General features: G+C 41.4%; 25 protein-coding genes and 1 pseudogene. 20 read left to right on the top strand and 6 right to left on the bottom strand.

Annotated elements, in window-relative coordinates; genetic code table 11:
* Positions 1 to 2 precede the first annotated feature (2 nt).
* From E0H81_RS01490 to E0H81_RS01475, 4 genes are all read left to right on the top strand, one after another.
* Complete coding sequence (locus E0H81_RS01490; protein WP_131315959.1) at positions 3 to 650, top strand: 4'-phosphopantetheinyl transferase family protein; 648 nt, start codon at positions 3 to 5, stop codon at positions 648 to 650.
* Positions 651 to 1,210: 560 nt separating this feature from the next.
* The gene (locus E0H81_RS01485; RefSeq protein WP_131315957.1) at positions 1,211 to 2,716 is read left to right on the top strand and encodes a hypothetical protein; all 1,506 of its coding nucleotides are present in this window, start codon (positions 1,211 to 1,213) and stop codon (positions 2,714 to 2,716) included.
* On the top strand, positions 2,707 to 4,767 hold the full coding sequence (locus E0H81_RS01480; protein ID WP_131315955.1) for a hypothetical protein: 2,061 nt from the start codon (positions 2,707 to 2,709) through the stop codon (positions 4,765 to 4,767). The genes E0H81_RS01485 and E0H81_RS01480 overlap by 10 nt, the downstream gene beginning before the upstream one ends.
* 12 nt (positions 4,768 to 4,779) lie before the next feature.
* A complete protein-coding gene (locus E0H81_RS01475; RefSeq protein ID WP_131315953.1) occupies positions 4,780 to 5,475 on the top strand; it encodes a hypothetical protein in 696 nt (231 codons plus the stop codon).
* Positions 5,476 to 5,592: 117 nt separating this feature from the next.
* Here E0H81_RS01475 and E0H81_RS01470 read toward each other — a convergent pair whose 3' ends face one another.
* Positions 5,593 to 6,366, bottom strand: coding sequence for an SDR family oxidoreductase (locus E0H81_RS01470; RefSeq protein WP_131315951.1), 774 nt, complete (start codon positions 6,364 to 6,366; stop codon positions 5,593 to 5,595).
* Positions 6,367 to 6,485: 119 nt separating this feature from the next.
* Here E0H81_RS01470 and mazG point away from each other — a divergent pair, with 119 nt between their 5' ends.
* The 9 genes from mazG to yjgA all read left to right on the top strand — a co-directional run bounded on the left by mazG (position 6,486) and on the right by yjgA (position 13,116).
* Complete coding sequence (mazG, locus tag E0H81_RS01465) at positions 6,486 to 7,247, top strand: nucleoside triphosphate pyrophosphohydrolase (RefSeq protein WP_131315949.1); 762 nt, start codon at positions 6,486 to 6,488, stop codon at positions 7,245 to 7,247.
* A 61-nt stretch (positions 7,248 to 7,308) separates the two neighbouring features.
* Positions 7,309 to 7,665 carry a ComEA family DNA-binding protein gene (locus E0H81_RS01460; protein WP_228139698.1) on the top strand — a complete coding sequence of 119 codons (357 nt, stop codon included), beginning with the start codon at positions 7,309 to 7,311 and terminating at the stop codon, positions 7,663 to 7,665.
* A gap of 136 nt (positions 7,666 to 7,801) precedes the next feature.
* Positions 7,802 to 9,253, top strand: coding sequence for a polynucleotide adenylyltransferase PcnB (gene pcnB, locus E0H81_RS01455; protein WP_131315947.1), 1,452 nt, complete (start codon positions 7,802 to 7,804; stop codon positions 9,251 to 9,253).
* Positions 9,250 to 9,738 (top strand): 2-amino-4-hydroxy-6-hydroxymethyldihydropteridine diphosphokinase, encoded by a 489-nt coding sequence (gene folK / locus E0H81_RS01450; protein WP_131315945.1) that lies wholly within the window; start codon positions 9,250 to 9,252, stop codon positions 9,736 to 9,738. Before pcnB ends, folK begins: the two co-directional genes overlap by 4 nt.
* A gap of 39 nt (positions 9,739 to 9,777) precedes the next feature.
* The gene (gene panB / locus E0H81_RS01445) at positions 9,778 to 10,587 is read left to right on the top strand and encodes a 3-methyl-2-oxobutanoate hydroxymethyltransferase (RefSeq protein ID WP_131315944.1); all 810 of its coding nucleotides are present in this window, start codon (positions 9,778 to 9,780) and stop codon (positions 10,585 to 10,587) included.
* A gap of 2 nt (positions 10,588 to 10,589) precedes the next feature.
* A complete protein-coding gene (gene panC, locus E0H81_RS01440; RefSeq protein ID WP_131315941.1) occupies positions 10,590 to 11,435 on the top strand; it encodes a pantoate--beta-alanine ligase in 846 nt (281 codons plus the stop codon).
* A gap of 24 nt (positions 11,436 to 11,459) precedes the next feature.
* Positions 11,460 to 12,311, top strand: a complete 852-nt coding sequence (gene rapZ, locus E0H81_RS01435) for an RNase adapter RapZ (protein WP_131315939.1) — start codon at positions 11,460 to 11,462, stop codon at positions 12,309 to 12,311.
* Entirely contained in the window at positions 12,308 to 12,577 is a 270-nt protein-coding gene (locus tag E0H81_RS01430; protein ID WP_131315937.1) for an HPr family phosphocarrier protein, read from the top strand. The genes rapZ and E0H81_RS01430 overlap by 4 nt, the downstream gene beginning before the upstream one ends.
* A 2-nt stretch (positions 12,578 to 12,579) precedes the next feature.
* Positions 12,580 to 13,116 (top strand): ribosome biogenesis factor YjgA, encoded by a 537-nt coding sequence (gene yjgA, locus E0H81_RS01425; RefSeq protein ID WP_131315935.1) that lies wholly within the window; start codon positions 12,580 to 12,582, stop codon positions 13,114 to 13,116.
* Between the two features lie 301 nt (positions 13,117 to 13,417).
* Here yjgA and E0H81_RS01420 read toward each other — a convergent pair whose 3' ends face one another.
* Positions 13,418 to 15,058 (bottom strand): acyl-CoA synthetase, encoded by a 1,641-nt coding sequence (locus E0H81_RS01420; RefSeq protein WP_131315933.1) that lies wholly within the window; start codon positions 15,056 to 15,058, stop codon positions 13,418 to 13,420.
* A gap of 233 nt (positions 15,059 to 15,291) precedes the next feature.
* On the opposite strand from E0H81_RS01420, the pseudogene E0H81_RS01415 reads away from it, so the two are divergent.
* From E0H81_RS01415 to infC, 4 genes and pseudogenes are all read left to right on the top strand, one after another.
* A pseudogene (locus E0H81_RS01415) lies at positions 15,292 to 16,587 on the top strand (D-arabinono-1,4-lactone oxidase).
* On the top strand, positions 16,587 to 17,741 hold the full coding sequence (locus E0H81_RS01410; protein WP_131315931.1) for an alanine racemase: 1,155 nt from the start codon (positions 16,587 to 16,589) through the stop codon (positions 17,739 to 17,741). The pseudogene E0H81_RS01415 and the gene E0H81_RS01410 overlap by 1 nt, the downstream one beginning before the upstream one ends.
* Positions 17,742 to 17,975: 234 nt before the next feature.
* On the top strand, positions 17,976 to 19,898 hold the full coding sequence (gene thrS / locus E0H81_RS01405; RefSeq protein WP_131315929.1) for a threonine--tRNA ligase: 1,923 nt from the start codon (positions 17,976 to 17,978) through the stop codon (positions 19,896 to 19,898).
* Between the two features lie 5 nt (positions 19,899 to 19,903).
* Positions 19,904 to 20,455, top strand: a complete 552-nt coding sequence (gene infC / locus E0H81_RS01400; RefSeq protein WP_131216524.1) for a translation initiation factor IF-3 — start codon at positions 19,904 to 19,906, stop codon at positions 20,453 to 20,455.
* A 63-nt stretch (positions 20,456 to 20,518) separates the two neighbouring features.
* Here the strand turns inward: infC and E0H81_RS01395 are convergent, their stop codons facing one another.
* Together E0H81_RS01395 and E0H81_RS01390 are read right to left on the bottom strand one after the other, a co-directional pair.
* On the bottom strand, positions 20,519 to 20,920 hold the full coding sequence (locus tag E0H81_RS01395; RefSeq protein ID WP_131315927.1) for a hypothetical protein: 402 nt from the start codon (positions 20,918 to 20,920) through the stop codon (positions 20,519 to 20,521).
* Between the two features lie 175 nt (positions 20,921 to 21,095).
* Positions 21,096 to 21,554 carry an Hsp20 family protein gene (locus E0H81_RS01390; protein ID WP_131315925.1) on the bottom strand — a complete coding sequence of 153 codons (459 nt, stop codon included), beginning with the start codon at positions 21,552 to 21,554 and terminating at the stop codon, positions 21,096 to 21,098.
* A gap of 316 nt (positions 21,555 to 21,870) precedes the next feature.
* On the opposite strand from E0H81_RS01390, the gene E0H81_RS01385 reads away from it, so the two are divergent.
* The 3 genes from E0H81_RS01385 (at position 21,871) to E0H81_RS01375 (ending at position 23,342) form a co-directional block, all read left to right on the top strand.
* Positions 21,871 to 22,494, top strand: a complete 624-nt coding sequence (locus tag E0H81_RS01385; RefSeq protein ID WP_131267105.1) for a glutathione S-transferase N-terminal domain-containing protein — start codon at positions 21,871 to 21,873, stop codon at positions 22,492 to 22,494.
* Positions 22,495 to 22,602: 108 nt separating this feature from the next.
* A complete protein-coding gene (locus E0H81_RS01380) occupies positions 22,603 to 22,887 on the top strand; it encodes a hypothetical protein (protein WP_131267104.1) in 285 nt (94 codons plus the stop codon).
* Between the two features lie 32 nt (positions 22,888 to 22,919).
* Complete coding sequence (locus E0H81_RS01375; protein ID WP_131316202.1) at positions 22,920 to 23,342, top strand: YqaA family protein; 423 nt, start codon at positions 22,920 to 22,922, stop codon at positions 23,340 to 23,342.
* 51 nt (positions 23,343 to 23,393) lie between these two features.
* Here the strand turns inward: E0H81_RS01375 and E0H81_RS01370 are convergent, their stop codons facing one another.
* Both E0H81_RS01370 and E0H81_RS01365 read right to left on the bottom strand, forming a co-directional pair.
* Positions 23,394 to 24,128: an energy transducer TonB family protein gene (locus tag E0H81_RS01370; protein WP_131315923.1), complete on the bottom strand. Its 735-nt coding sequence runs from the start codon at positions 24,126 to 24,128 to the stop codon at positions 23,394 to 23,396.
* A gap of 104 nt (positions 24,129 to 24,232) precedes the next feature.
* Positions 24,233 to 25,492, bottom strand: a complete 1,260-nt coding sequence (locus tag E0H81_RS01365; RefSeq protein ID WP_131315921.1) for an MFS transporter — start codon at positions 25,490 to 25,492, stop codon at positions 24,233 to 24,235.
* Between the last annotated feature and the right edge of the window lie 9 nt (positions 25,493 to 25,501).

Here is a 25,501-nt window from a genome sequence, read left to right as displayed (position 1 = left end):
ACGTGACCAGATTGATACGTATAGATGTCGATACAATTGAGCATATTGTCCCTTTATCTACGGAATTAGATCGCAAGACCAAAATTCAACAGCAAAAACAGGCCATCTATCGTTACCGCAATCAATTGCTCTCCCAGCAATTAGGCACAACCATTCAGCAAGAAGATTTTGCTACAACCCAACATGGCAAACCATATTTGATTAAATCTCCTGAATTTTATTTTAATCATAGTCATAGTCAAAAAAAATATGCATTAGCCACCAGTATTCATATGCAAGATTTAGGGGTGGATATTGAAGACTTGGACCGAAAGGTACGATTTGAAGCTTTAGCAGCACATGCTTTTCACCCCAATGAATTGCAACACTGGAATGAACTGGAACACGATCGTGATTATTGGTTTAAAGTCTGGACCACAAAAGAAGCGGTATTGAAAGCATCTGGCTTGGGGATACATCTCAATTTAAATGAGCTGGAGACTCGGGTGCATCCTGTTTATGATGGAGGATTATGTAGTCATCCTTTAATCGGAACATTTGCGTATCAAAATTTCAATTTAGCTCATGTCATGTTAACGGTCGCATGGCGTTCAGAGGCATCCTGTAAAGGTTTTACTTTTCCAGAAATTAAAATATTTTTCCCATCCTAAAAGAGTTTTTTAAAATAAACTTTATGGATCATTGAGTTTTTTAAAGAGCCTGTTAATCAGGTTCTTTTTTATTTCAATTTTACTTATTTTCTTTTCGCCAAAAACATATTGCTTATTCGGTTAATAAATTGCGGGCTGAGTTTGGCAGGTGTCTTTTAATGGCTATTTTGGTTTGAAAAAAGCATCTCAATTTATTATTCAGCTTCACCTCACATTTTTCTTTTCATTATGACCTGTTGGGTTTGGATCAGCTTTATTGGTCTTACTCCGAACACACTTAAAATTATTTAAAAAACTCATTTAAAACTCATTTAAAACTCATTTAAAACTCATTTAAAACTCGCCCTTAATCTAAGAATTTTTTGTTTAGAGTTTCTAAATAATAAGTTAAATATTTATAATTTATTGAAAATCAATAAAAAATAAAATTATGTGATGGAGTTAATATTAAAATGTGTTTATTATTTGTTGGTTTTTTGTAGATTTATAAATCACGTAAAAAATAAACAAAATGTAAAAGTTGTAATACCCAAAAAAACTTTAGTGAAAAAGGTAAAAAGATGAAAAAAACCGTATTGACGCTCATGTGTATATTTGCAGGACAAATTGCCAATGCAGAAATCATTAAAGTAAATGGTGAGGGTAAAGCAGCTATTATCAAAAAAGATCCGAATGGCACACGTAACCAGGCATTCAACAATGCGAAAACAGATGCCGTCATTGCAATGATCAAAAAAATAAATGGTCCACAAGCCATGGGTGAGGCACAACAGTATTTAGATGAAATTGTGAAGCAAGTTGATCCGACCTATATCATGAATCGTGGAAGTTCGACTCAAGGCAAGAATGAGTTAGTGACTCAAATTAGCTTGGAAATGGACGACCAAGAATTCCGCTCTATTCTGAATGATTTTGGTCTCTCTAAAAAGAACAGTCGTTCAAGCCCAATCATGATTGTTATGGACGAATATTTCGGTGTACCTAAAGATAACTCTAAACCGGTAAAAGAATTTACTTCATATTTCTCCGATCGTAGCTATAGCTATGATGAAGATGCTAGCTATAAAGCGAGTGAAAGTGCCAAAGCAAGCGACAGCAGTTCTTATTCGTCTAAAGGCAAATCTGCAGCGGCATCAGGCTATGTCTATGGCAATTATTATGGGGCTGGTGCAGGCATTTCTGCACGTTCAGCAAGTCATAACAATTCGGGTAAATCTGCATCTTCAAGCAGTTATAACGCCAGTGAATCGGCAAATTACAGTCAATCTGAACGCCAGAACGATATTCAAAGCTTTGTGAAATATGTGGAATATCAGACACCAAGTACTAAAGCTGAACATGACAATCAAACCTTAAATGCAATTGCCGCTGCAGCTTCCCGTTACGATTTACGCTTGTTGGATTCCGATATTTTTCGTAGTACTTACCTGAAAGGTCGCAGCCTGACTATTCAACAGCTTTTAAGTGATACAGAGCTTGCGAAATTGGCAGTTGCGGCACGTAAGGAAAAAGCCGATTGGTTTATGGCGGGAAGTTCGTACATTTATGACCGTGGTCGTTCACAAGCAACAGGACAGTTTGTTTGCGACGGCGCAGTCAGTTTTAAAATTTATTCTGTAGATGATGGCACTTTAATGGGCGGTGAAACTCGTACTGAGTCATCGACAGGTGCAACTACAGATTCATGTCGAACCAATGTGGCAAAAAAACTGGGTGATTTAGCGATTAGCCAAGTGGGACCACAAATTCTTGCCTACTCTAAAAATCGTTCAATGTACGGTAAAGACATCACCATTTTTGTGAAAAGTGTTTCAGGCAATGTCTCTACACGTTTAGGTGATGATTTGTATATGGCACTTGAAGAAATTGAAGGTGCAGAAAACATTGATGTACGTACACAGGATGGCAAACTGGTCGAATTGACCATGACCTATAAGAGCAGTAAACCAATTACCGGTGAGTTGGCGAAAGCCCTACGTAAAGTCAATCCAACGCTTTCAAGTGCAGAACGCCTACAGGCAGGTAATACGATTACACTTTGTATTGGCGGTACACAATGCAAGTAAAAGCTAAAGCACTCTTGTTTGCAATGTCGATGCTTTCGGTATCTGTTGCACAAGCCAATATACAAATCTATCCATCTCAAGGTATTTTTGGTCTAGAACAAGGTTGTCGTACAGATCCCAACAAGTATGAAGCCAATGGTTCTTCAATTGACTGTGATTTTAGTCGGGCGATTGATAACCCGGCAACACGTAAGCAAGCAGAGCAAATTTTTTTACAAAGTTTAAAGCAAAATTTTGGTACGCAAATTGTTGATACCATTTCGCAAAAAACTAAAAATCGTACCTATATTGTATCGCTAGAGGTTTTACGTGCGAGTCAATACATTGTGAAAAAGGATTCGACCGCAGAAATTTTTCTGCCTGTCACCTTAAGCTTAAAGCTTACCAATATATTGTCGGGCGAAGTGATTTATAGCGATAGTGCAACCCTGTCTCAACCGATTCAAGTACTCACTGCTGAAATTGAATCTGCTGCAACAAAAGCAGCAATTAAGCAAAAATTTCAAAGTACTTTACTGAGCTTGACGCAACAGGTTACTCAGGAATTAAACTCGAAACTTAAAATTGCTGAAACCGAAACTCAAGTGATCGATCAATGGAAATCTTATCTGGTTCTAGATAAAGGTTTTAATCAGGGGATTGCCGCACAGGATGAGCTAAGTTCGACAGACGGTGATTTGATTCGTGTGGTTCATGCGGACAGTGATTACGCTGTAGCTTTGCCAGTATTAATGTCAGGTAATAGTAAACGTTTTAGCAAAGTATCTACCAATACGCGTCAAGCCATGAATAAGCCAAAGGCTTTGGTGGTTGATGTGCTGACTTATCAAGGTGAGTCGAAAGATCTAATCGAGCAAATCTTTTCTGATGCGGTGGGAGAGCAAGCCTCGTTTAGTTTAACTCCCGTCAACCGACGCTATAGTGCCATGGCACAAAGTGTCAGTGAACAGACTGCCTTGGCTCAAAGTGAAGATATTAATCAGCGTGAATTACCGGAATTCTTTATTCGCATTAATGTCGTTCCAGTGATTGCCTACCAACAGCAGATCGGCAAAATGACCCAGCAGCAGGTTTTTCATAGCGAAGTCTTTGCTGAAATGATTGATCACTCCGGTCGTGTTATTTATTCCGCCCACGCAACAGATGATATTAAAGACGTTATTTCTGAAGGAATGGGCTTTTCTTTAGATGCGCGTAAGGAAGTGGTACTGAAAAATGCACTTTTGAAACTAGGTCAAAAATTTCAAAAAGGCATTCAATTCACCCGTTCTGATTTAAAAGTCTCGGCTTCAAGTGGTCAGAGCATTAGCATTGATGATGCTGGCGAGCGCTTAACGACCGGCATGAAAGTCCATGTCTATCATCAAGATAAAGCAGCAGGGCGTAATATCCTGATTCCAACATGGGAAGCCACTGTACTGGAACGTCAGGGTGCGAAAGTCAAAGCGCAATTAGATTTTCCTGTCAGCAGCAGAGATCGTTTACCAGTGCGTTCTGGTGACAGTGTTTTGCTGGATAGCTCTGCTCCGGTTGGTGATTCAAAACAAGCCCGTGTTTTATGTCCGGGTTTGCATACCGAGCAAGTCGGCGAAATTCCTTTCTATGGTTTTGGTCCTTTGATTTATCACGCGTTTACCAGTCAGTCGAAACGGCCATTTTATGCTACAGGTTCAGGCTTTAAAGGCCAGACTTTATTGAAAGATTCAGTGGTTAGCATGACTGAAAATGCCGGATTCAAAAAGGATATGAAAGTCAATTTCCATATTCCGCAAAATGAATGTCTGCAACCGGTGTTTAAGATCGAAGTGAAACAAGACAGCATTAAATGCAATGCAGATAAAAGCAACTGTGATGCCACCTTGGTCATGGCGAGTGGTGCGCGCAGATTTAATGATAAAGCTGAAAAAATTGGTGCCTATGGGTTGCAGCAAGAAATCGGATTGAAGGGTATCGATCACCAACATCGTCATGAAATGTACAACATTCAGATGTTTGAAGCTTTACCAAAAATTTTAAATCAAATCGTGCAAAAAGCCGATTCCACACAATAAGGGTAATGACGTATGAAAAAAATTGCGATTGTTTTAGCAATAACAGCATCAATGGGGGCTTCAAGCGTTTATGCAGGCTTTGGTTCACTCAGCAGTCTTGCTTCGACACTCACTGAATCTGCTACAGGTGTATCTTCTTCAAATATGGATTTGAATGGGTTTTTTACTCAAGCAAAAGCAACCAATGCAATGTTCATTGAAAGCCGTAGTGCTTTGGCTTCATTGCTTGCAAGTAAAAAAGATTCAGATGAATTAAGAACAAAACAAAAAAGTTTGAAAGCGACTTCTGATCCGAAAGAAAAAGAAGCGATTCAAAAAGAAATTGTAGTAATGTCGAATGCGGTTCTTGATGCATCGAAAAAGGATGAAGATGCAACAGTTGCAAAACTTTCATCACTTAGTGCAGAGCAAAAGAAATATTTATTGGCGTCTGCATCAAACTTTGTGATTGCAAGTTTAACAGCTCGTGACTTGGCTTTGGGTGCGAAACAAGTCAGCATGGGCGTGATGACAAATCCTATGAGCTTAACAAATACTGGTCTATCTTTGATTGATGCAAAAAATGTTGTAGGTGATATTACCGGTATTGCTAAAAACTCAAGTATGGCTCTGGTGGAATATCCGAAACTACTTAAAAAAGCTGGGATTGAATTTAAAATGCCTGAGAGTGCTGCATCGAAACCACAAGATATCTCTTCATTTTTATAATAACTTGCTTGTTTCTATGTTTAAAAGTAAATAAGAAAATCTCTCACTAATAATTGAGCGATTTTCTTAATAAAAAAAGAACCTGTTCATCAGGTTCTTTTTTTATTTTGATTTCTCTCATTTTCTTTTCGCCAAAAACCTATTGCTCATCCGGTTGAGGAACTGCGGGCTGAGCTTGGAAAGGGTCATCAGCACTTTGGTTTTAAGTCCGACTGCTTGATGAGTTTTGGTGAATATGGAGTCTTTCGCTTGCACACGTGCATAAATTGCTTGAGCGACATCTTCTGTAGTTAAATGCACACCCATATTTTGGATGCTGCCTGCATCCATCTCTTTAACCATAGCAGTTTGAACAAATAAGGGCATGACATCTAAAACGCGAATGCCGTATTTTTGCCACTCAATATCTAAGCCTTCGGTAATGCCGCGAACCGCAAACTTACTGGCTGAATACGAGACTAAATCAGGTTGTCCATAAATCGCAGAGGCAGAAGACAGGTTGATAATACGAGCGGAAGAAGCCTGCTTTAGAAAAGGTAAAGCGGCATGGCAACCATTTAAAACACCTTTGATATTAATATCGACGGTTCGGTGATGCTCTGCGATATCAGTCTGTTCAAAAGCCCCTGAATAGAGAATGCCAGCATTGTTGACCAACACATTCATTTCGCCTGCCCAAGTCTGAAATTCGCTCAAAGCTTGTTGCCATTGTTTATAATTGGCAACATCGAGCAAACCAGCTTTCGCGTGTGGTCCTAATTGCTGAGCAAGTTTCTGGGCTTGAATTTCGTTGATATCATATATGCCGACTTTATAGCCATGTTGATAAAACAGTGTTGCAATTGCGGCCCCAATTCCTTGTGCTGCACCACTAATAAAGATACTGTGCATATATTTTTTTTCCTTTCAGTTTTGTTTTTGTAGCGCTTGTTTTTAAAGATTTTAGTTGAGCATAACAAATATTGACTGCGAAAAACGGATTTTTTCAAAATGATTGGAGTGATGAAAACATGGATAAATTATTGACAGTAATGCGTGAGTTACGTGAAAAATGTCCATGGGATCAGCAGCAAACTCCGCAAAGCCTCACCAAATACGCCATCGAAGAAGCGTATGAGGTAGAAGCAGCAGTCAGGGAAGGAAATACAGACGAGATACGCGATGAACTCGGTGATTTACTCCTGCAAGTGGTGTTTCAGTCACAAATGTATAGTGAAATTGGGGCTTTTGATTTTAATGATGTGGTGAATGCGATTACTGAAAAGTTAATCCGTCGTCATCCACATGTGTTTCAGGCAGAGCAATTTTCACAGCTCAGTTCCGATGATGTAGCCGTACTTTGGAAAAAAATTAAACAACAAGAAAAACAAGGCAAAGCCCAATCACGATTGGATGACATCAAGCATGGTCCTGCAATTCAACAAGCACATGAAATTCAAAAAAATGCGGCACAAATTGGCTTTGATTTCCCTGATGTAGCAGGCGCTTATGGCAAGCTGAATGAAGAACTAGAAGAGCTGCAACACGCCATGCAAAATCAAAATTCCGACGAAATATTCGATGAATTTGGTGATTGTTTGTTTTCACTCATCAATGTTGGACGTAAACTGGGACTTTCCAGTGAAATGGCGCTTTTAAGCACCATTCATAAATTTAGAACCCGTTTTGCTTTCATTGAAGATCACGCTCAGCAACAACATAAAAAAATTGAAACGCTGTCTTTAGAAGAAATGGATCGACTCTGGGAGCAGGCAAAACAACAATTAAAATAAAAGGCCGATAATGAAAAAAATAATACAGATCCTGAATGCAATTTTTTATATGGGTGTATTGATGTCAGTGCTGAGCGGAACGACCGGTTATGCTCAACAGTTTGATCAACAATACTTAAAATGGAAGGCTGAACAGGAAGCCGAAGATGCACGCTTAAAAATACCGCATGTATCTCCGCCAAAAAATTATTATTTGGCGAAACCTGCTTTACAGGCATCCACTGGGGCTAAAATAAGTTTGAACCAAGCCAATCTGGAACAGTTACAACAGCTGTCTGGGGTAGGTTTAAAAAAAGCGGAAGCAATTATTGCCTATCGTCAAAAAAATGGAAAATTTAAAAACATTGAGGAATTACAGCAGGTGAAGGGGATTGGACCCGCTTTATTTGCCAAGAATAAAGAACGATTAAGCCTGTAATTCATAGGTCAAGCAGTCAAGAAGAGCCAAACAATATATTTAGCATTGAGATAATCAAATTGCCCTTTGATTGTGTTAGATATATGATTAGCGTCATCTTAGATATTTTACGTTCAGACGTAGGAGACAGCGTCTTTTGCAAACTTTGCGCGCGTCAAAATGTGGTTTATCAACCGCTCAATTACCTTCTTCCATATTAGATGTTATCGATGCCTTAAATAAGGCAGGCTTTGAAGCTTATATCGTCGGTGGCGGTGTCCGTGACTTAATGTTGGGTCTTAATCCCAAAGATTTTGATGCAGTCACTGATGCAACACCGGCGCAAGTGAAAGAAGTTTTCGGACGGCGTTGTCGTATTATTGGACGACGTTTTGAGCTTGCTCATGTCTATTCAGGCCGAGAACTGATCGAAGTTGCGACATTCCGTGCACCGCCTAAAAAAGCAGTCACTTCTGCTTCAGGCATGATTTTACGTGACAATAATTGGGGCACGATTGAGCAAGATTTTGTCCGTCGTGATTTTTCCATTAATGCGATGTATTACCAACCGCGTAAAGGGATCGTGCTCGATTTCTGTAATGCAATTGATGATATAGAAAATAAAACTTTACGCTTATTGGGCGATCCGACTTTACGTTTTGAAGAAGATCCAGTGCGTATGCTGCGTACTTTGCGTTTCGCGGCAAAATTAAATTTCAGTATTGCACCTGAGATTTTAGAGATTTTCACCCCTGAAATGACCCAGTTGTTGCGTGATATTTCTCCGCATCGTTTATATGACGAATCGCAGAAATTGTTCACCATGGGCCATTTGAACCGTGTGCTCCCAATGCTGATTGATTTTGATATCTGGCGTCAGCTATTTGCGGATATCCGTCCAGATATTTCGACATTTATCGAACGTGCCGCCATCAATACCGATCAGCGTATTCAAATCGGTAAAACCATTAACCCTGCATTTTTCTATGCAGTGTTGCTGTGGAAGCCCTTTTTAGAACGTTGTGAATTTTATCTCAGTAAAGGTGTTGTTGCTGCAGAAGCACGTGCACAAGCGGGCTTGGATGTATTAAAGCGTCAGGCCACCCGTACTATCATTCCACGTTTTGCAGAAACCTTTATTCGTGAAGTTTGGGAAATGCAAACCCGTTTGCTGAATCCAAAACCACAACAAATCCAAGCGTTGTCGACCCATGCACGTTTCCGTGCCGGCTTCGATTTCCTGTTGCTTCGTGAGAAGTCAGGCGACAACACCACCCAAGGTATGGGCATGTGGTGGGATTCATATCAGCTGATGAGTACGGATGAAAAAGAACGTGCCATTAGTCAATACAATCGTCAACGTGCAAAAAGTCGTCGTAAAGCTGCAACAGAAGATGTGATTGAACCTAGATCCGTCTCTGTTGAAATTGAGCCTTTGGTAAACGAGCCTGAACCACGCCGTCGTGAACGCAAGAGCAGAACCCGACCAGATAGACCTGTTCAAACCGTTTCTGCAGGTGGTTCAGAGATTGCATATGACCATCCAATTCTAAAACGTAAACGTGTAAAACGTGATTTAAGCCAAGTTGTTTTTGGACCGACACAATGAGCACAGTCGCCTATATTGGCTTAGGTAGTAACTTGGGTGATTCACGTCAGATTTTGCTTGAAGCTGTGCAAAAGCTGGCAACGCTTGGAACCGTGAAAACATCCAGGTTATATCAAAGCCCACCCATGGGACCACAAGACCAACCGAATTATTTAAATGCGGTGGTACAGCTGGAAACTGATTTGGCTCCCTTGGTTTTATTGGATGAGTTACAACGTTTCGAGCAAGAGTCCGGTCGGGTGCGTTTACGTCGTTGGGGCGAGCGTACTTTAGATTTAGACTTATTGGTCTATGGTCAAGAACACATTCAAAATGAACGTTTAACCGTTCCACATGTGGGATTGTTCGAACGTGATTTTGTGGTCATACCCTTGTTAGATTTAGATGCAAATATACAAATTAAAGCACAACGATTAAAAGATTTACCCGTGGTTCAACATCCAACCCTGACTGTTTTGGATGATGAATCTTGGTCAAATATTTAATTTAGGCATGTTCTTGGAACGTGTTAGAGGAACATCTTGATGATTAGTCTCAGCGACTTAAGACGATTTAAAACTGATGGACGCAAATTTTCTTGTCTGACCTGTTACGATGCCAGTATGGCAAAGGCAATGGAAATTGCAGAAGTCGACAGCATTTTAATTGGTGATTCTTTAGGGATGTCGATCCAGGGCCGTGATTCAACTCTGCCTGTGACTGTGGAAGATATGGCTTACCATACCGCTGCGGTACGCCGTGGGAATCAACATGCCTTCATTATGACTGACTTGCCGTTTATGAGTTATGCCACTTTAAATGATGCATTGATAAGCTCAAAAACCGTCATGCAAGCTGGCGCGCAAATGGTCAAAATGGAAGGCGGTGCGTGGTTAAGTGAAACTGTCACTGTTTTGACACGTAATGGCATTCCAGTCTGTGTACACTTAGGTTTAACACCTCAATCCGTTCATGTCTTTGGCGGATATAAATTACAGGCACGTACGCGTGAAGCAGCGGATCAACTGATTGCAGATTGTAAAGCCGTGGTAGAAGCGGGGGCTGCATTATTATTATTAGAATGTGTGCCGGCACAATTGGGTAAAGAAATTAGTGAATTGTTCCCGCATATTCCTGTGATTGGGATTGGTGCGGGTGCAGATACCGACGGTCAAGTGCTGGTCGTTCAAGATATGTTGGGCTTGACCTTTGGTCGCGTGGCTAAATTTGTACGTAACTTTATGAAAGAACAGGCAGGGGAAACTGCAATTCTGGATGCTTTTAAAGCCTACCATGCTGCAGTACAGGATGGTTCTTTCCCTGCTAAAGAACACACTTTTCAAGTCGAGCTGTAAACATGAAAACAGAAACTACCATTCAAGGATTAACTGCTTCACTGAGTCCGGCTCGATCAGCGCGAAAAATTATTGGTTTTGTTCCAACCATGGGCAATTTACACGAAGGTCATTTAAACCTTGTACGTGAAGCACGCAAGATCTGTGATGTTGTGGTGGTCAGTATTTTTGTCAATCCCATTCAGTTTGGCCCAAATGAAGATTTTGAAAATTATCCACGCACTTTAGAGCATGACAGTCATTTGCTAGCAGATGTGGGATGTGACATTGTATTTGCGCCCACCGTTGAGCAAATGTATGGTAACAAGCCGCGTTTAACCAATATCACTGTGTCTGACATTACCAATGATTTATGTGGCTTACAGCGTCCCGGCCATTTTGATGGCGTCGCGGTTGTTGTGACGAAACTGTTTAATATGGTGCAGCCGAATTTTGCTTTCTTTGGCCAAAAAGATTATCAGCAGCTGGCAGTAATTCGTCAGTTTGTGCGTGACTTGAATATTCCGCTGGAAGTGATTGGTGTGCCGATTACCCGTGCAGAAGATGGTTTGGCACTCAGTTCACGTAATGGTTATTTAAGTGAAGAACATCGTCAGATTGCACCGACCATTTTCCAAAGTTTAAAAGCTGCTGAACAACAACTTCAAAGTGGTGTGGCTCTGGCGGACGTGTTGGAAAGTATTAAGCATACGTTGACACAAGCAGGCTTTATTGTGGATTATGTGGAAGCACGTACTCCGGAATTACAAAAAATAGAAGCATTTGATCAGGATCTGGTTTTGTTTGTTGCTGCAAAATTAGGTAAAACACGACTGATTGATAACTTGCAAGTTAAGTATACTGTGTAAGATTTAGTTAAGGACAGCCTTGCCATGAAGCGTATTTTAATCGTTACAGGACAATCCGGATCAGGAAAATCATCTGCCTTGCAGGTGCTGGAGGATTTGGGATATTACTGTATAGATAATTTGCCCTTGGCATTGCTGCCTGAAATTGTTGCCAAACTGGACAGTGAAAATAATCTGGAACAATTGGCTCTAGGGGTCGATGTACGCAGTACGCGCGCGGATTTACAGGAGTTTGATCATGTCTTTGAACAAATGCAGAGCCATGGTTCGGTCGATATCATTTATTTGACTACACAAGACCAGGAACTTATTTCCCGTTTTAGTGCGTCGCGTCGCCCACATCCCTTAGCCAGCCGTTTTAAAAGTTTGAATCAGTGTATTCAGGAAGAAAAAACCTTATTGCTTCCGATACAATTACGTTCCACAGTTCATATTGATACAACGGATAAAAGTGTGCATGATCTAAAGCACACTTTGTTGTCTAAACTTGGACAATCCGATAACTTAATTTTAATTTTACAATCTTTTGGTTATAAGCACGGTATTCCTCTGGATGCCGATTATGTCTTTGATGTCCGTCATTTGCCTAATCCGCATTGGGATCTGGAATTACGAAAATATTCAGGTTTAGATTTACCTGTGCAGCAGTTTTTACTGCAGAGTGAACAAACCGGCGAAATGTTCGAAGACATTTATCATTTTTTAGATAAATGGTTGCCTGCCTTTGCAGAGGGGCATCGTCACTATATGACAGTGTCGATTGGGTGTACGGGAGGGCAGCACCGTTCAGTATATATAGTGGATAGACTCAAAAAAGCTCTTGAGACAAAATGGTCTATTCAGGTCTTACACAGGGAAATGAAGCACTGGTCATGATTGACACAACTGTTGACGTAATTAACAAACTAGGTTTACATGCGCGTGCATCTGGAAAGCTAATTGAAGTTACCACCAAATTTCGTTCATCGATTCAAATTGGTAAAGGTGATAAATTAGTCGATGCAAAAAATATTATGTCCTTGCTCATGCTCGGTGCAGGCAAAGGCACAACTTTACGTTTAGTGCTTGAGGGTACAGATGAAGAACAAGCTTTATCTGAAATTCAGGCGCTATTTGCAGCAAAATTTTACGAGGCAGATTAATCGTGGCACGTCGACCGCAACAGCGTTTTACTGAAGATGACTTTGAAACTTTAGAAGGACGTGCAAGCAAAACCGAACAAAAAAAAGCAGTTCAGCGTATGGCTGCTTTAGGTGAACAACTCGCTGAATTGAGTCTTAAACAAATTCAGAAACTCCCTGTGGAAGAACGTTTAATTGAAGCATTGGAAGATGTACGTTTAATTACTTCGCACGAAGCCCGCCGCCGTCAGTTCTTACGTATTGGTAAATTATTACGTAATGAAGATGAGGCAGTTATTCTGTCTTATTTAACGCCGCAACAAGGTGCGAAAAAAACCGCACAGTTGCAGCGTTGGGTTGACCGCATGATTGCACAGGGTGATCCGGCAATCAAAGAATTCATGAAAGCACATAATGCGGCAGAACATCATCCGATTCGTCAGCATATCCTGCGTATTCAGCGTGACATCAGCAAACAGTTACCTGAAGAACAAATCGCGGCCTCTAAGCTGAAATTATTTAACTATATTCAGCAAGTGGCATTGATTTCAGATAACTGAGTTTTCCCTGATCGAAATAAAAAAGCGGCTCATATGAGTCGCTTTTTTTATGCTTTGGTATTTCTCTTTTGCGCTTTGCGACAATGCAATGCCATTGTCGCTTGCTCAGGGAGAGAGTTAGAGAGAGGGCTGACCTTTATTCCAAAAAATATTTTCAAATTACCAATTTTTATACTGCTAAGTAAAAATCACATATTTCTTCAATGTATATGACCTCTCCCTAACCCTCTCCTAATATGAGAGGGAACTCCTTTATTAGAAGAAAGGTTGGGATTGAGGTTATTGATGTTAGAAGAAAAAATTACTGAAACTCACCTGTAGCACGCTCTTTTGCCCAGTCACGCAGGATGAATTTCTGCAGTTTCCCTGTCGATGTTTTCGGAATTTCTGTAATCACCAAATCTTTAGGTACTTTAAAGCGTGCTAAATGTTGTTTGCAGAATTCAATCAGTTCTTCAGCTGTTGCTGTTTTACCTTCTTTCAATTCCACAAAAGCACATGGCACTTCCTGCCAACGTGGATCAGGTTTTGCTACCACGGCTGCGGTCAGAACTGCAGGATGTTGATACAGCACTTCTTCCACTTCTAGCGATGAAATATTCTCACCGCCTGAAATAATCACGTCTTTGGAGCGGTCGGTAATTTTTGCATAGCCATCTGGCTGGCAAACGGCAAGGTCACCGGTATGGAACCATCCACCAGCGAAGGCTTCTGCTGTCGCTTCAGCATTCTTTAAGTAACCCTTCATCACGATGTTGCCACGGAACATAATTTCGCCCATGGTGTGACCATCATGTGGAACTTCTTGCATGGTTTCAGGATCAAGTACTTTCATGCCGTCTTGTAATGGGTAAGGAACCCCTTGACGTGAATGCAGCTGTGCTTGTTCCTGAATCGACAAATCACTCCAGCCTGCTTGTGATGCGCAAAGTGCAGAAGGACCGTAGGTTTCTGTCAGGCCATAAACATGAGTCACGTTAACGCCAATATTGCGCATTCCTTCAATGATCGCTGCTGGAGGCGCAGCACCTGCCACCATCACTTCGACACGGTGATCAAGCTTGGTCTTTTTCTCTTCAGGCATGTTGATGAGCATGGACAAGACAATTGGCGCGCCACAGAAGTAATCCACTTTATGCTCAGCAATTAGTTTAAAGATCAGTTCCGCATCGACTTTACGCAAGCAGACGTTGGTACCGCCATTAGCAGCCATGGTCCATGCAAAGCACCAGCCATTACAGTGGAACAGCGGCAGTGTCCATAAATAGGTGGCACGAGGCGTCATACCGCAGGCAATGATATTACTGGCTGCGTTAATGTAGGCACCGCGGTGATGGTAAACCACGCCTTTAGGATTGCCCGTGGTTCCAGAGGTATAACTTAAGCTGATGGCATCCCATTCATCTTGTGGTAAATGCCATTCAAAATTGGCATCGCCTTGCGCAATCCAGTCTTCATATTCAACTTGACCAATCGGTGTTGACGCATTTTCATATTCTTCGTCAGCGACATCAATCACATAGATATCTTGTTTAATGAGTGCGAGTGCTTCTGTCGCAAGTGCGGTAAATTCAGGATCGACCAATAACACTTTGGTTTCAGCATGCTCAAGCATGAATGCGAGTGTTTTGGCATCTAGGCGCGTATTTAAGGTGTTGAGTACCGCACCTGCCATAGGGACAGCAAAATGCGCCTCAATCATGGCAGGAACGTTCGGCAGCAGTACAGAAACGGTATCATTTTTACCGATGCCCAAGTTTTGGAGTTGGTTGGCAAACTGACGGCAACGATTGTATGTCTCACGCCAGGTAATACGGCGCTTACCGTGAATAATCGCGTTCTGATTCGGATAGATATATGCTGCGCGATCAAGATAGCGTAAAGGTGACAACGCTACAAAGTTTGCAGGGGTACGCGGTAATTCATCGTATGCGCTAACCATTTTGAAACTCCATTCTGTATTTATTTTCATATCCTGTTAAAAAGATATGCACTTCTCGGCAATCTTGCATTTATGCTTTAGTCGAGTACATTTTTATAATTTTTAACATATTAAATATTAATGAAATTATTTTAGCGCACTCAAATATTTTGAACGCATGGGTTCCCATGTTTGATTTTTTAGGTATTTTACTCTAGTTGAGCAATTAAAATAATATCAGCCAAGGAATAATAATGAAAATACAACAGGCGGATGAAACATGGCGAAATTGGTCGGGCAGTCAGCACGGTTGCCCTGAGATTTTTAAGCCCAAAAAGATCTATGAATTGCAAAATATCGTAAAGTCGCATGCGCAGATTCGTGCAGTGGGCGCAGGGCATTCATTCAGTGCTTTAGTCAAGACGGATGCAGTGCTGATCAATCTCGATCATTTCAAGGGCGTGGTTGCCTTTGATGAAAATCGAACCCAATGCACAGTACAAGTGGGTACGCGTTTATATGACTTAGGCGAATATCTTGCTCCAATCCATCAGGCCTTAGCCAATCAGGGCGATATTGATCAGCAAAGCCTGGCGGGCGCCATTTCTACCGGAACGCATGGCACGGGTATCGATTTACCCTGTCTCTCTGCTTTTGTAGAAGCTTTTGAATTGCTGACCGCAGAGGGCGAGCTGCTGCAATGTGATCGTCAGCAAAATACTGATATCTTTCAGGCCGGACGTGTTGCCCTGGGCAGTTTAGGCATACTGACAAAAATCACCCTGCAAAATCGGCCACGCTATAAATTAAAAGAGCAGATTCGGTTGTGTCCCATTCAAGAGGTATTTGCAAACATTGATCAATGGAAGCATCAGCACCGACATATTGAGTTTTGGGCATTTCTTCATTCTGATCAGGTGATGTTAAAAACCCTGGATGAAACGGATGAGGCGATTCAGCCCAGACAGGATGCATGGCCTTCAGAGGATGCTTTGCTGACCCTATGTTCGGAATTGACGCGAAGATTGCCTGCTGCAAATTCCTATCTGCAAAAACTGCTCAGTGTGTTTGTCAAACCGACTTGTTATGTGGATTGATCAAATCAGATTTTCCCCACTCCACGCAATACCAAATTTAATGAAATGGAATATCAGATTCCGCTTGAGCAAGGCTTGCAGTGTCTGGAGGAGGTTTTACATCGCTTACGCAAGCATCAAGTGCCGATGTTTTTTCCGATCGAATTTCGCTATGTCAAAGGCGATGATATCTGGCTGAGCCCTTTTTATAAGCGCGATTCGGTCTCCATTTCGATTCATCAATTTTATAAACAGGATTATCACGTCGTATTTGATTTGGTCGAGCCTATTTTGCAGAAATATCAGGGACGGCCACATTGGGGGAAATTGCATTCCATGAGCGCAGCTTCACTTCGGGATTTATACCCGAAATGGGATGATTTTATGGTGTTGCGTCAACAACTGGATCCCAATCAAAAATGGCTCAATCCGTATTTAAAGCAGCTTTTTTTAATTGAGCAGTCGGGGGAGTGATGCAACCGAATTATTTTCAGCAATTAACCCAGTATTTAAAACAGCAGGGAACAGGTACACCGCAACTGATTTTAGATATAAAAACTTATCAAGATAATTTGAATTTTGTGCGGTCAAAATTGCCTACGCAGTTAAAACCGCGCTTGGTGGTGAAATCCTTGGCCAGTATGCAGCTGCTCAAACTGGCAAGCCAAAAGCTCAATACGCAGCGTTTTATGCTGTTTCATCTTCCGCATATTGCAGAGATTATCCAGATATTTGGGCAAGCCGATATTTTGCTGGGCAAACCCATGCCGATCCGGGCAGTGGAATCATTTTATCAAAGCAATGCTCAACACGAAATTTATATTCAGTGGCTGATTGATGATTTGAGCCGATTGCAACAATATTTGCAGCTCGCTCAACAACTCGACATCAGTTTGAATGTAAATATTGAAATTGATGTCGGTTTGCATCGTGGTGGAGTGCAAAATTCGCAGCAATTTGTTGCATTGCTCAAGCTGATTCAACAGCATCCAAGGCATTTAAAACTCTCCGGTTTGATGGGCTATGACGCACATGTCGCCAAATTGCCGAAAATTATAACCAGCCCTGAAAAAAGTTATCAACAATCGCAACACACTTATCAACAATACAAAAATATTATTCAGCAGCAATTCCCGGATTTATGGCATGACGGTCTGTGCTTTAACGGGGGTGGAAGTCCAACTTTTATGCAGCATTGCCAGCAGAGCGAATGCAATGATCTGGCTTTTGGTTCCATGCTGGTCAAGCCGAGTGATTTTGATCTGGATCATTTATCGGAACTCAAATGTGCACTCTGGATTGCCACCCCGGTATTGAAAGTTTTGCCCTATAGCCAATTACCCGGTTTGGAAGTGCTGAATCATCTGCCACATCATTATCAAGCTTTGTTCGTGTATGGCGGTTATTGGCGCGCAGATTATATCTATCCTGAAAAAAGTCAGCCGCACATTTTGTATGGCCGCAGTAGCAATCAGGAAATGCTCCAGGTTCCCAAACAATGCACTATTGCTGTAGATGATTATGTGTTTTTAAGGCCGACTCAGAGTGAAGCGATTATTCCGCAATTTGCTCAGCTTTATGCTTACGTACAGGGCACATTTGAAATATGGAATAGCTTTAGAGAATAAAAACAAAGCTGAAAATTTCCTGATCTGAGTAAAGACAAAGTATTGGCAAATAAATTCAAAATGAGCCAAATCGCGAATTTTCTAGGTGAAAAGGTTTAATCCCATGGCTAAGACGTGTAAAATTCAAGTCGATTTTTATTTATCCACCGTTTTTATCTTTTGAGGTTCTCCTCGATCATAATCTCGCGGTGATATGCCCCATGGTACGGGGCATCACTCCTTAAGGATTTTCTTATGCCAATTATCACTTTACCCAATGGCGATCAAAAACAATTTGATCACGCCGTATCTGTGATGGACGTTGCGCTTAGCATCGGCCCTGGTCTTGCAAAAAATACAGTTGCAGGTCGTGTAAACGATCGTCTTGTTGACGCGTCTGACTTGATTACTGAAGATGCAACCTTACAAATTATCACGCCTAAAGATGAAGCAGGCGTGGAAATTATCCGTCACTCTTGCGCGCATTTGGTCGGTCATGCTGTTAAGCAATTGTTCCCAGAAGCGAAAATGGTAATTGGTCCTGTCATTGAAGAAGGTTTCTACTATGACATCTGGATGCCACGTCCATTCACATTAGACGACATGGCAGCGATTGAAGAGCGTATGAAAAAGCTCATCGATCAAGACTATGAAGTCGTGAAAAAAATGACTCCTCGTGACGAAGTGATTGCAGAATTCACAGCGCGCGGTGAAGAATACAAATTACGCTTGATTGCAGACATGCCTGAAGAAACTCAAATGGGCTTGTACTACCATCAGGATTATTTGGACATGTGCCGTGGTCCGCACGTTCCAAACACCAAATTCTTAAAATCATTCAAGCTGACTAAAATCTCTGGCGCTTACTGGCGCGGTGATGCGAAGAATGAACAGTTACAACGTATTTACGGTACAGCGTGGGCAGACAAGAAACAGCTTGCAGCTTATGTAAAACGTATTGAAGAAGCAGAAAAACGCGATCACCGTAAAATTGGTAAAGCGCTTGATTTGTTCCATATGCAAGAAGAAGCACCGGGTATGGTATTCTGGCATCCGAACGGTTGGACCATTTACCAAGTTCTTGAACAGTACATGCGTAAAGTTCAACAAGACAATGGTTATGAAGAAATTCGTACCCCGCAAGTGGTGGATTTTACGCTGTGGGAAAAATCAGGACATGCTGCAAACTATGCAGACAACATGTTCACCACGCATTCTGAAAACCGTAACTACGCGGTTAAACCAATGAACTGTCCTTGTCACGTGCAGGTGTTTAACCAGGGTTTAAAATCGTACCGTGATCTTCCAGTACGTTTAGCAGAATTCGGTTCATGTCACCGTAACGAACCATCAGGTTCTTTACACGGCATTATGCGTGTACGCGGCTTTACTCAAGATGATGCACATATCTTCTGTACCAAGGAACAGATTGGTCCTGAAGTTGCAGACTTTATCAAATTGACACTGGACGTATACAAAGACTTTGGCTTTGAAGACGTACAAATGAAGTTGTCGACTCGTCCTGAAAAACGTGTCGGTGAAGATGCACTTTGGGACATGGCGGAAAAATCTTTGGCGGATGCTTTAGATGCTGCGGGTCTTGAATGGGATTTACAGCCGGGTGAAGGCGCGTTCTACGGTCCGAAAATTGAATTCTCGTTAAAAGACTGTTTAGGCCGTATCTGGCAATGTGGTACTATTCAGTGTGACTTCAACTTACCAGGGCGTCTAGACGCATCTTATGTAACAGAAGATAATGATCGCGATCAGCCTGTGATGTTGCACCGTGCAATTCTGGGTAGTTTTGAACGATTTATTGGTATTCTTATTGAGCACTACGCTGGTTTCATGCCACCATGGTTAGCACCAGTTCAAGCGTGTGTAATGAATATTACCGATTCACAAGCTGAGGCGTGTGAGTCAGTCGTCGCTAAACTTAAAGAAAGTGGAATTCGTACCATTTCTGACTTGAGAAATGAGAAAATCGGCTTTAAGATTCGTGAACGTACTTTAGAGCGTATTCCTTACTTACTGGTTCTTGGAGACCGTGAAGTAGAGGAAGGTACAGTAAATGTCCGTACCCGCTCAGGAAAAAATTTAGGTACTATGTCAATTGATGCCTTCGTTGACCTAGTGAAAGCAGCCGTAGCCGAACGTGGCCGGTATATTGTGGAGTAATAAAGATTAAACAGCCTGACCGTAACCAACAACAAGGTGCTAAAAGCAATCGTCCTGCATTGAATGACGAGATCCGTGCAAAAGAAGTACGTCTCGTTGGTGCTGAAGGAGAGCAAAAGGGCATCGTTTCTTTAGCTGAAGCGTTGCGCGCTGCAGAAGAAGTTGAGCTTGATCTTGTTGAGATCGTTGCTAATGCAGAGCCGCCTGTTTGTAAAATCATGGACTTTAACAAACATTTATTCGATCTGAAGCAAAAGCAAAAAGATGCGAAGAAAAAACAGCATCAAGTTCAGGTTAAAGAGATTAAGTTGCGTCCTGGTACAGACATTGGTGATTACAACATCAAGTTACGTGCAATTCTTCGTTTCCTAGAGGAAGGGAACAAGGTAAAAATTACCTTGCGCTTCCGTGGTCGTGAAATGGCTCACCAACAATTAGGTCTTGCTCAATTACAAAAAGTTGAAGCAGACGTAATTGAATACGGTACAGTCGAACAAGCACCAAAAATGGAAGGTCGTCAAATGGGCATGCTCATTGGACCGAAACGTAAGAAATAAGCATGCGTTGATCCATTAATAAAAAAGCACTGCAAATGCAGTGCTTTTTTATGCCTGTATTTTTTATTGTTGTACAGGGCTAGTGTTCTTGCCCGCTTCCACAATCGGAATATTGGCTTCGGTCGGTACATAAATAATTTGCTGAATACGGCCATCACGTAATGCCTCGCCAAAGGCGCCAATAAATTCCTGTTTACGGTATTCAGGATAATCTTTCGCGGCTTGACCGACTAATTGTATGGCTTGAGCACGCAATTTGGCACTTTCCAGTTCTGCTTTGGCGACCTGTACCTGAATCATTTTCGATTGCTCTGCTTCTGCCAGTGCCGCTTGACCATCCATGCCTTGTTTCCAAACCTTATAATGTGGCCAACCGAACAGGATCAGAATCATCAGGATAATAAAACAGATCAAGGCGATTAGGATCGCAAATGGGCTAATATTGGGTTGTCTTGAATAATTCATTTTTTACCTGTTTTTCTTCACAAAGATAGATTGTTGTTTTTAGATCCGTATCTGGCAGTATATTTTAAATTCAAGTCAGGATGTTTTAAGATTTAATTGTTGTGCTTTTTAGAACATTATTTTTTGAATAAAACAAAAATTAAAAAGACCCATCGATGACGGGTCCTTTTCGCGCTTATTCGGTTTTAGATGTCTCTATCTGCTCATTGGTTTTACGACCGATTGGAATTTTTCGCGGCATCGCTTCCTCAGGAACAGAACGCTGCAAATTTATTTTCAATAAACCATTTTCATAATCTGCCTGCTGTACCTCAATATGTTCATCTAAGTGTAGCGAAAGTTTAAATGAGCGACTGGCAATGCCTTTATGTAAAAATTCAACCGTGCTATCTGAATTTTCTTCAACCGCTTTGCCGGTAATGGTGAGCAGCTGATTTTCAAGATTAATCTCAAGCTGATCTTCATTAAATCCAGCGGTAGCAATCACAATGCGATAGTTGTTATCACCTGTTTTTTCAATATTATAGTTTGGATAATTCGGCGTATCGCTTTGCATTGCATAATCAAATAGATCATTGAAACGGTCAAAACCAATGCTACGACGGAATAGCGGAGTAAGACTGAGATTGCTCATTGATATAACCTCCTGAGTTCAGAAAAGTTTTATAAACAAGATTGCAATTCTGTGATGTATTTCATCAACAGTATGTGGAACAATATCTGAAAAGATCATTGCTCTTTTTTATATTGTACTGTTTTGGGTGTTTTCAAGAATTCCTGATTAAAAAAAGATAAAATTTATAATAGTGAATAAAAATAAATGCTTATACATAATTTTTTATCTTTTAAGTTTGAGTAAAGATTAATGATTTATCAATATAAAACATGATATAAGTATGGGCACAGTTCAATAATGTCATGTAAAACGAGAACGGCAAAAGGTAGAGAACATGATTGATCTATATTATTGGGGAACGCCCAATGGTCATAAAATTACAATCGCTTTAGAAGAAATGGGCTTGGATTATCAAGTTTTTCCCATCAATATTATGGAAAATGATCAGTTTCAACCTGACTTTTTACGTATTTCTCCAAACAATAAAATTCCGGCCATTGTCGATCAGGATGGACCACGTGGTGAAGCCATTTCGGTATTTGAATCTGGTGCAATTTTACAATATTTGGGCCGCAAAACCGGCTTGTATTATCCAGAGGATGAACAGCAACGCGTTGAAGTTGAGCAGTGGTTAATGTGGCAAATGGGTGGCTTGGGGCCGATGCTTGGTCAGAATCATCATTTTGGTAAATTTGCACCTGAAAAAATTCCCTATGCCATTGATCGTTATGTCGCCGAGACCAAACGCTTATATGGTGTATTGAATAAGCAGCTGATTGGTCAAAAATATGTAGCTGGCGAATATTCAATTGCAGATATGGCCATTCTGCCGTGGATTTTGCGTTATGAATGGCAGCAAATTCAACTCGAAGATTATCCACACGTAAAAGAATATGTGGAGCGTTTAACTGCACGTCCGGCAGTGCAACGTGCATTGGCCATTCAAGTGAATAGCTGAGGGTAAAATTGAAAAATGTTTTTTGTGCTAAGATTGCGGAATAACACCGCTTAAATCTCGCAAAAATAAACCACCCGTTGCGGTGGTTTTTTATTGGACCTCATGGCTATGAATGACTTTTTCTTAAATTTGACCCGTATTATTGAAACGAATAAGAAAATTTATTGGGCAATCATCTTTGGTATCGCAGCTTGCCTGTTGCTGTTTATTGCTGAAGTTGTGCATATGCAATCCGTGGCAGAAACGCTAAAAGCCAATGATCCATCTGTATCTAAAGAAATTTTTCGCGTGATTGCGCATCGCTATGATTTAGCACGATGGTTGGCGATGGCTTTATTCATTGTGTGGTCGATTTACGAATATAAAAAAACCAAGAAACAACTTGGTCTTTAAAACTCGGCCTTTAAACTGTTGTTCACATAATGCTGTCCTACGCTTTACTGTTTATTTCTGCCTTTGGCGCAGCGACCTTATTGCCATTACAGTCTGAAGCTGTCCTATTGGCCTTGTTGGCCGAGGGCAGCCATTCAGTTATTGGACTGCTGTGTGTTGCAAGCTTGGGCAATATTCTGGGTTCCTGCGTGAACTGGTGGCTGGGCTTTCAAATCGAGCACTATAAAGATAAAAAATGGTTTCCTGTCTCTGAGCAGCAAATGTTGAAAGCACAGAGAACCTATCAAAAGTATGGCTACTGGTCGTTGCTATTGAGCTGGGTGCCGATTATTGGTGATCCGGTTACCTTGATTGCAGGCTTACTCAAAGAAAACTTTTGGCGTTTTTTATGGATCGTGAGCCTTGCCAAAGTAGGCCGTTATTTATTTATCTATGCCGCTTTTTTAATGTTTTGAAAAAAGAGATGCCTTGCGCATCTCTTTTTATGGCCTAGATCAGTATTTAAATTACCGGCATTGAGCTAAATCAAACTTGATTTCATCTTTAAGAGTCGATTTTTTATAAACCCAATATTTGCGCGGCACATCTACTTTTGCATTTGAGACTGCACGTACAATTTGCTGGTCTAAAGCATAAATGCCTGAACCTTTTTTCACTTTTACTTTTTTCACGTTACCCTGTTTATTCACTTTAAAGGTGAATTTCACCGCACGATTGTGTCCGTTGAGTTGTTCAGAGTCGAGATCTAAGTCCGGTTGAGCACGATACGAAAAGGGGGCTTTTTTATTATATTGCTGCGCCTGCCAATTTTCAGAATTAAAGCTGTATTGGCAAACTTCTGCATCATCTTCTTGGCTGAGTTTAAGGCTAAAGGTTTGATAGCCAATTTGTGGCAGGGCAGTATCATTTTCGACATGGGGTTTTACGTGGGCTTCACGAACCGCTTTAATTAACAGATCATCTAAATGCGTTAAGCCGGTACTTTCTTGTACGCTGGCTTTACTAATTGTGCCGGTTTCATCTGCATAGATCCGGATAATCGCGCTACGGTTCTGATCTTTTAAGTCTTCATTTTTATAAGAAGGATGTGGGAATTTGGTCCACTGAATGCGCGTGGTTAAATGCGCGGGAAGGGCTGCACTTTTCTGAACCGAGAGTTGTTTTGGTGCTTTAGCTGTAGCGCTATAGGTAGCAGTTAAAGGTAAGCTTATAAGTAGAGAAAAACACAGGATTTGCTTCATAAATATTTATTTCTTTAATCAAGCCAGAGGTTGTATCGATAGCGGAGCATGGTGAGTGCGAAGTATTTCCTGAATTAGAAATACTCGCAAGTCTAAACAGTAAATTAACCTGTTTGATCATCACCTTTCGTGATATCTACGCCAAATAAATCACGGGTTTTTGCCCAGCTCATCGCAACCACCACCATGGTCATACAGCCACCAAAGACTGTTGCCATAATGGTGCCCATATATTTTGCGGCCAAGCCCGATTCAAATGCCCCGAGTTCATTGCTGCTTGAGACAAACATGCCGTTTACTGCGGCAACGCGACCACGCATATTTTCCGGTGGGTAAATCTGCAGAATGGTTTGCCGAACCACGACTGAAATACTGTCACAGGCACCGGTCATGGCTAGCGCAAACAGGGATAGCCACATGTTGTTCGAGAAGGCAAACAGCAGTGTAAATACTCCAAAACCGGCTACGGCAAGCAGCATATTGCGCCAGGCATTTTGCGTGGGTGGAAACTTGGTTAAGGCAATCATGGTAAAAAGTGCGCCAATGGAAGGAGCTGCACGTAAATAACCTAGACCTTCAGGGCCGATTTTTAAAATATCTTCTGCGAAAATAGGCAGCAGGGCAATGACCCCACCAAACAGGACGGAAACCAGATCCAGTGAAATTGCCCACAACACAATCTTGGTTTTCCAGATAAAGCGGAAACCATCGCCCAGACTTTCCAGCAGGTTATCTGTTTCAATTTTGGGGAAACTGCGTTTCTGCAACAGGTTAATCAGGATAAAACTGATGCTCAGCAATACCGCGACCGACAGCAAATTGGTTTCACGGCCTAAAAATGCCAGCATAAAACCACCGAGCATAGGACCAATAATCACACCACTTTGCCATCCGATCGTGGTCCAGGTTGCACCATTGGCATAGAGTTCACGTGGAATCAGAAAAGGCTTGAGTGAAGTTGCAGATGGGTTGTAAAAACCACGAATCGTGCCCAAGCCAAAAATCACGGCATAAATTCCCCAAGACAGCGTATTCACTCCGATTTGACCTAGGCCATAGGCATGAAACAGCCACCACAAAACCACAGGTAAAGGCACGGCAAAGAACAAACAGATTTTCATAATGGTCTGTTTATTAAAGCGGTCTGCAAAATAGCCGCCCCATAAAGACAAGGTAATAAATGGAATTGCTTCGGCAAGTCCAATTAAACCGAGAGTTAGAGGGTCTTTGGTAATCTGATAAAGTGAATACGCAACAATAATTTCTTGAATTAAAATGGCGAGGGTAAGACAGAACTGGTTGATCGTGACAATAGAAAAATCACGATAGCGTAGTGCTGCAAAAGCATCCTGTGCGGGAGTCATGTTGGTCCA

This window comes from Acinetobacter terrestris (genome assembly GCF_004331155.1).
Lineage (GTDB): Bacteria > Pseudomonadota > Gammaproteobacteria > Pseudomonadales > Moraxellaceae > Acinetobacter > Acinetobacter terrestris.
This window is presented reverse-complemented; position numbering and strand designations above follow the sequence as displayed.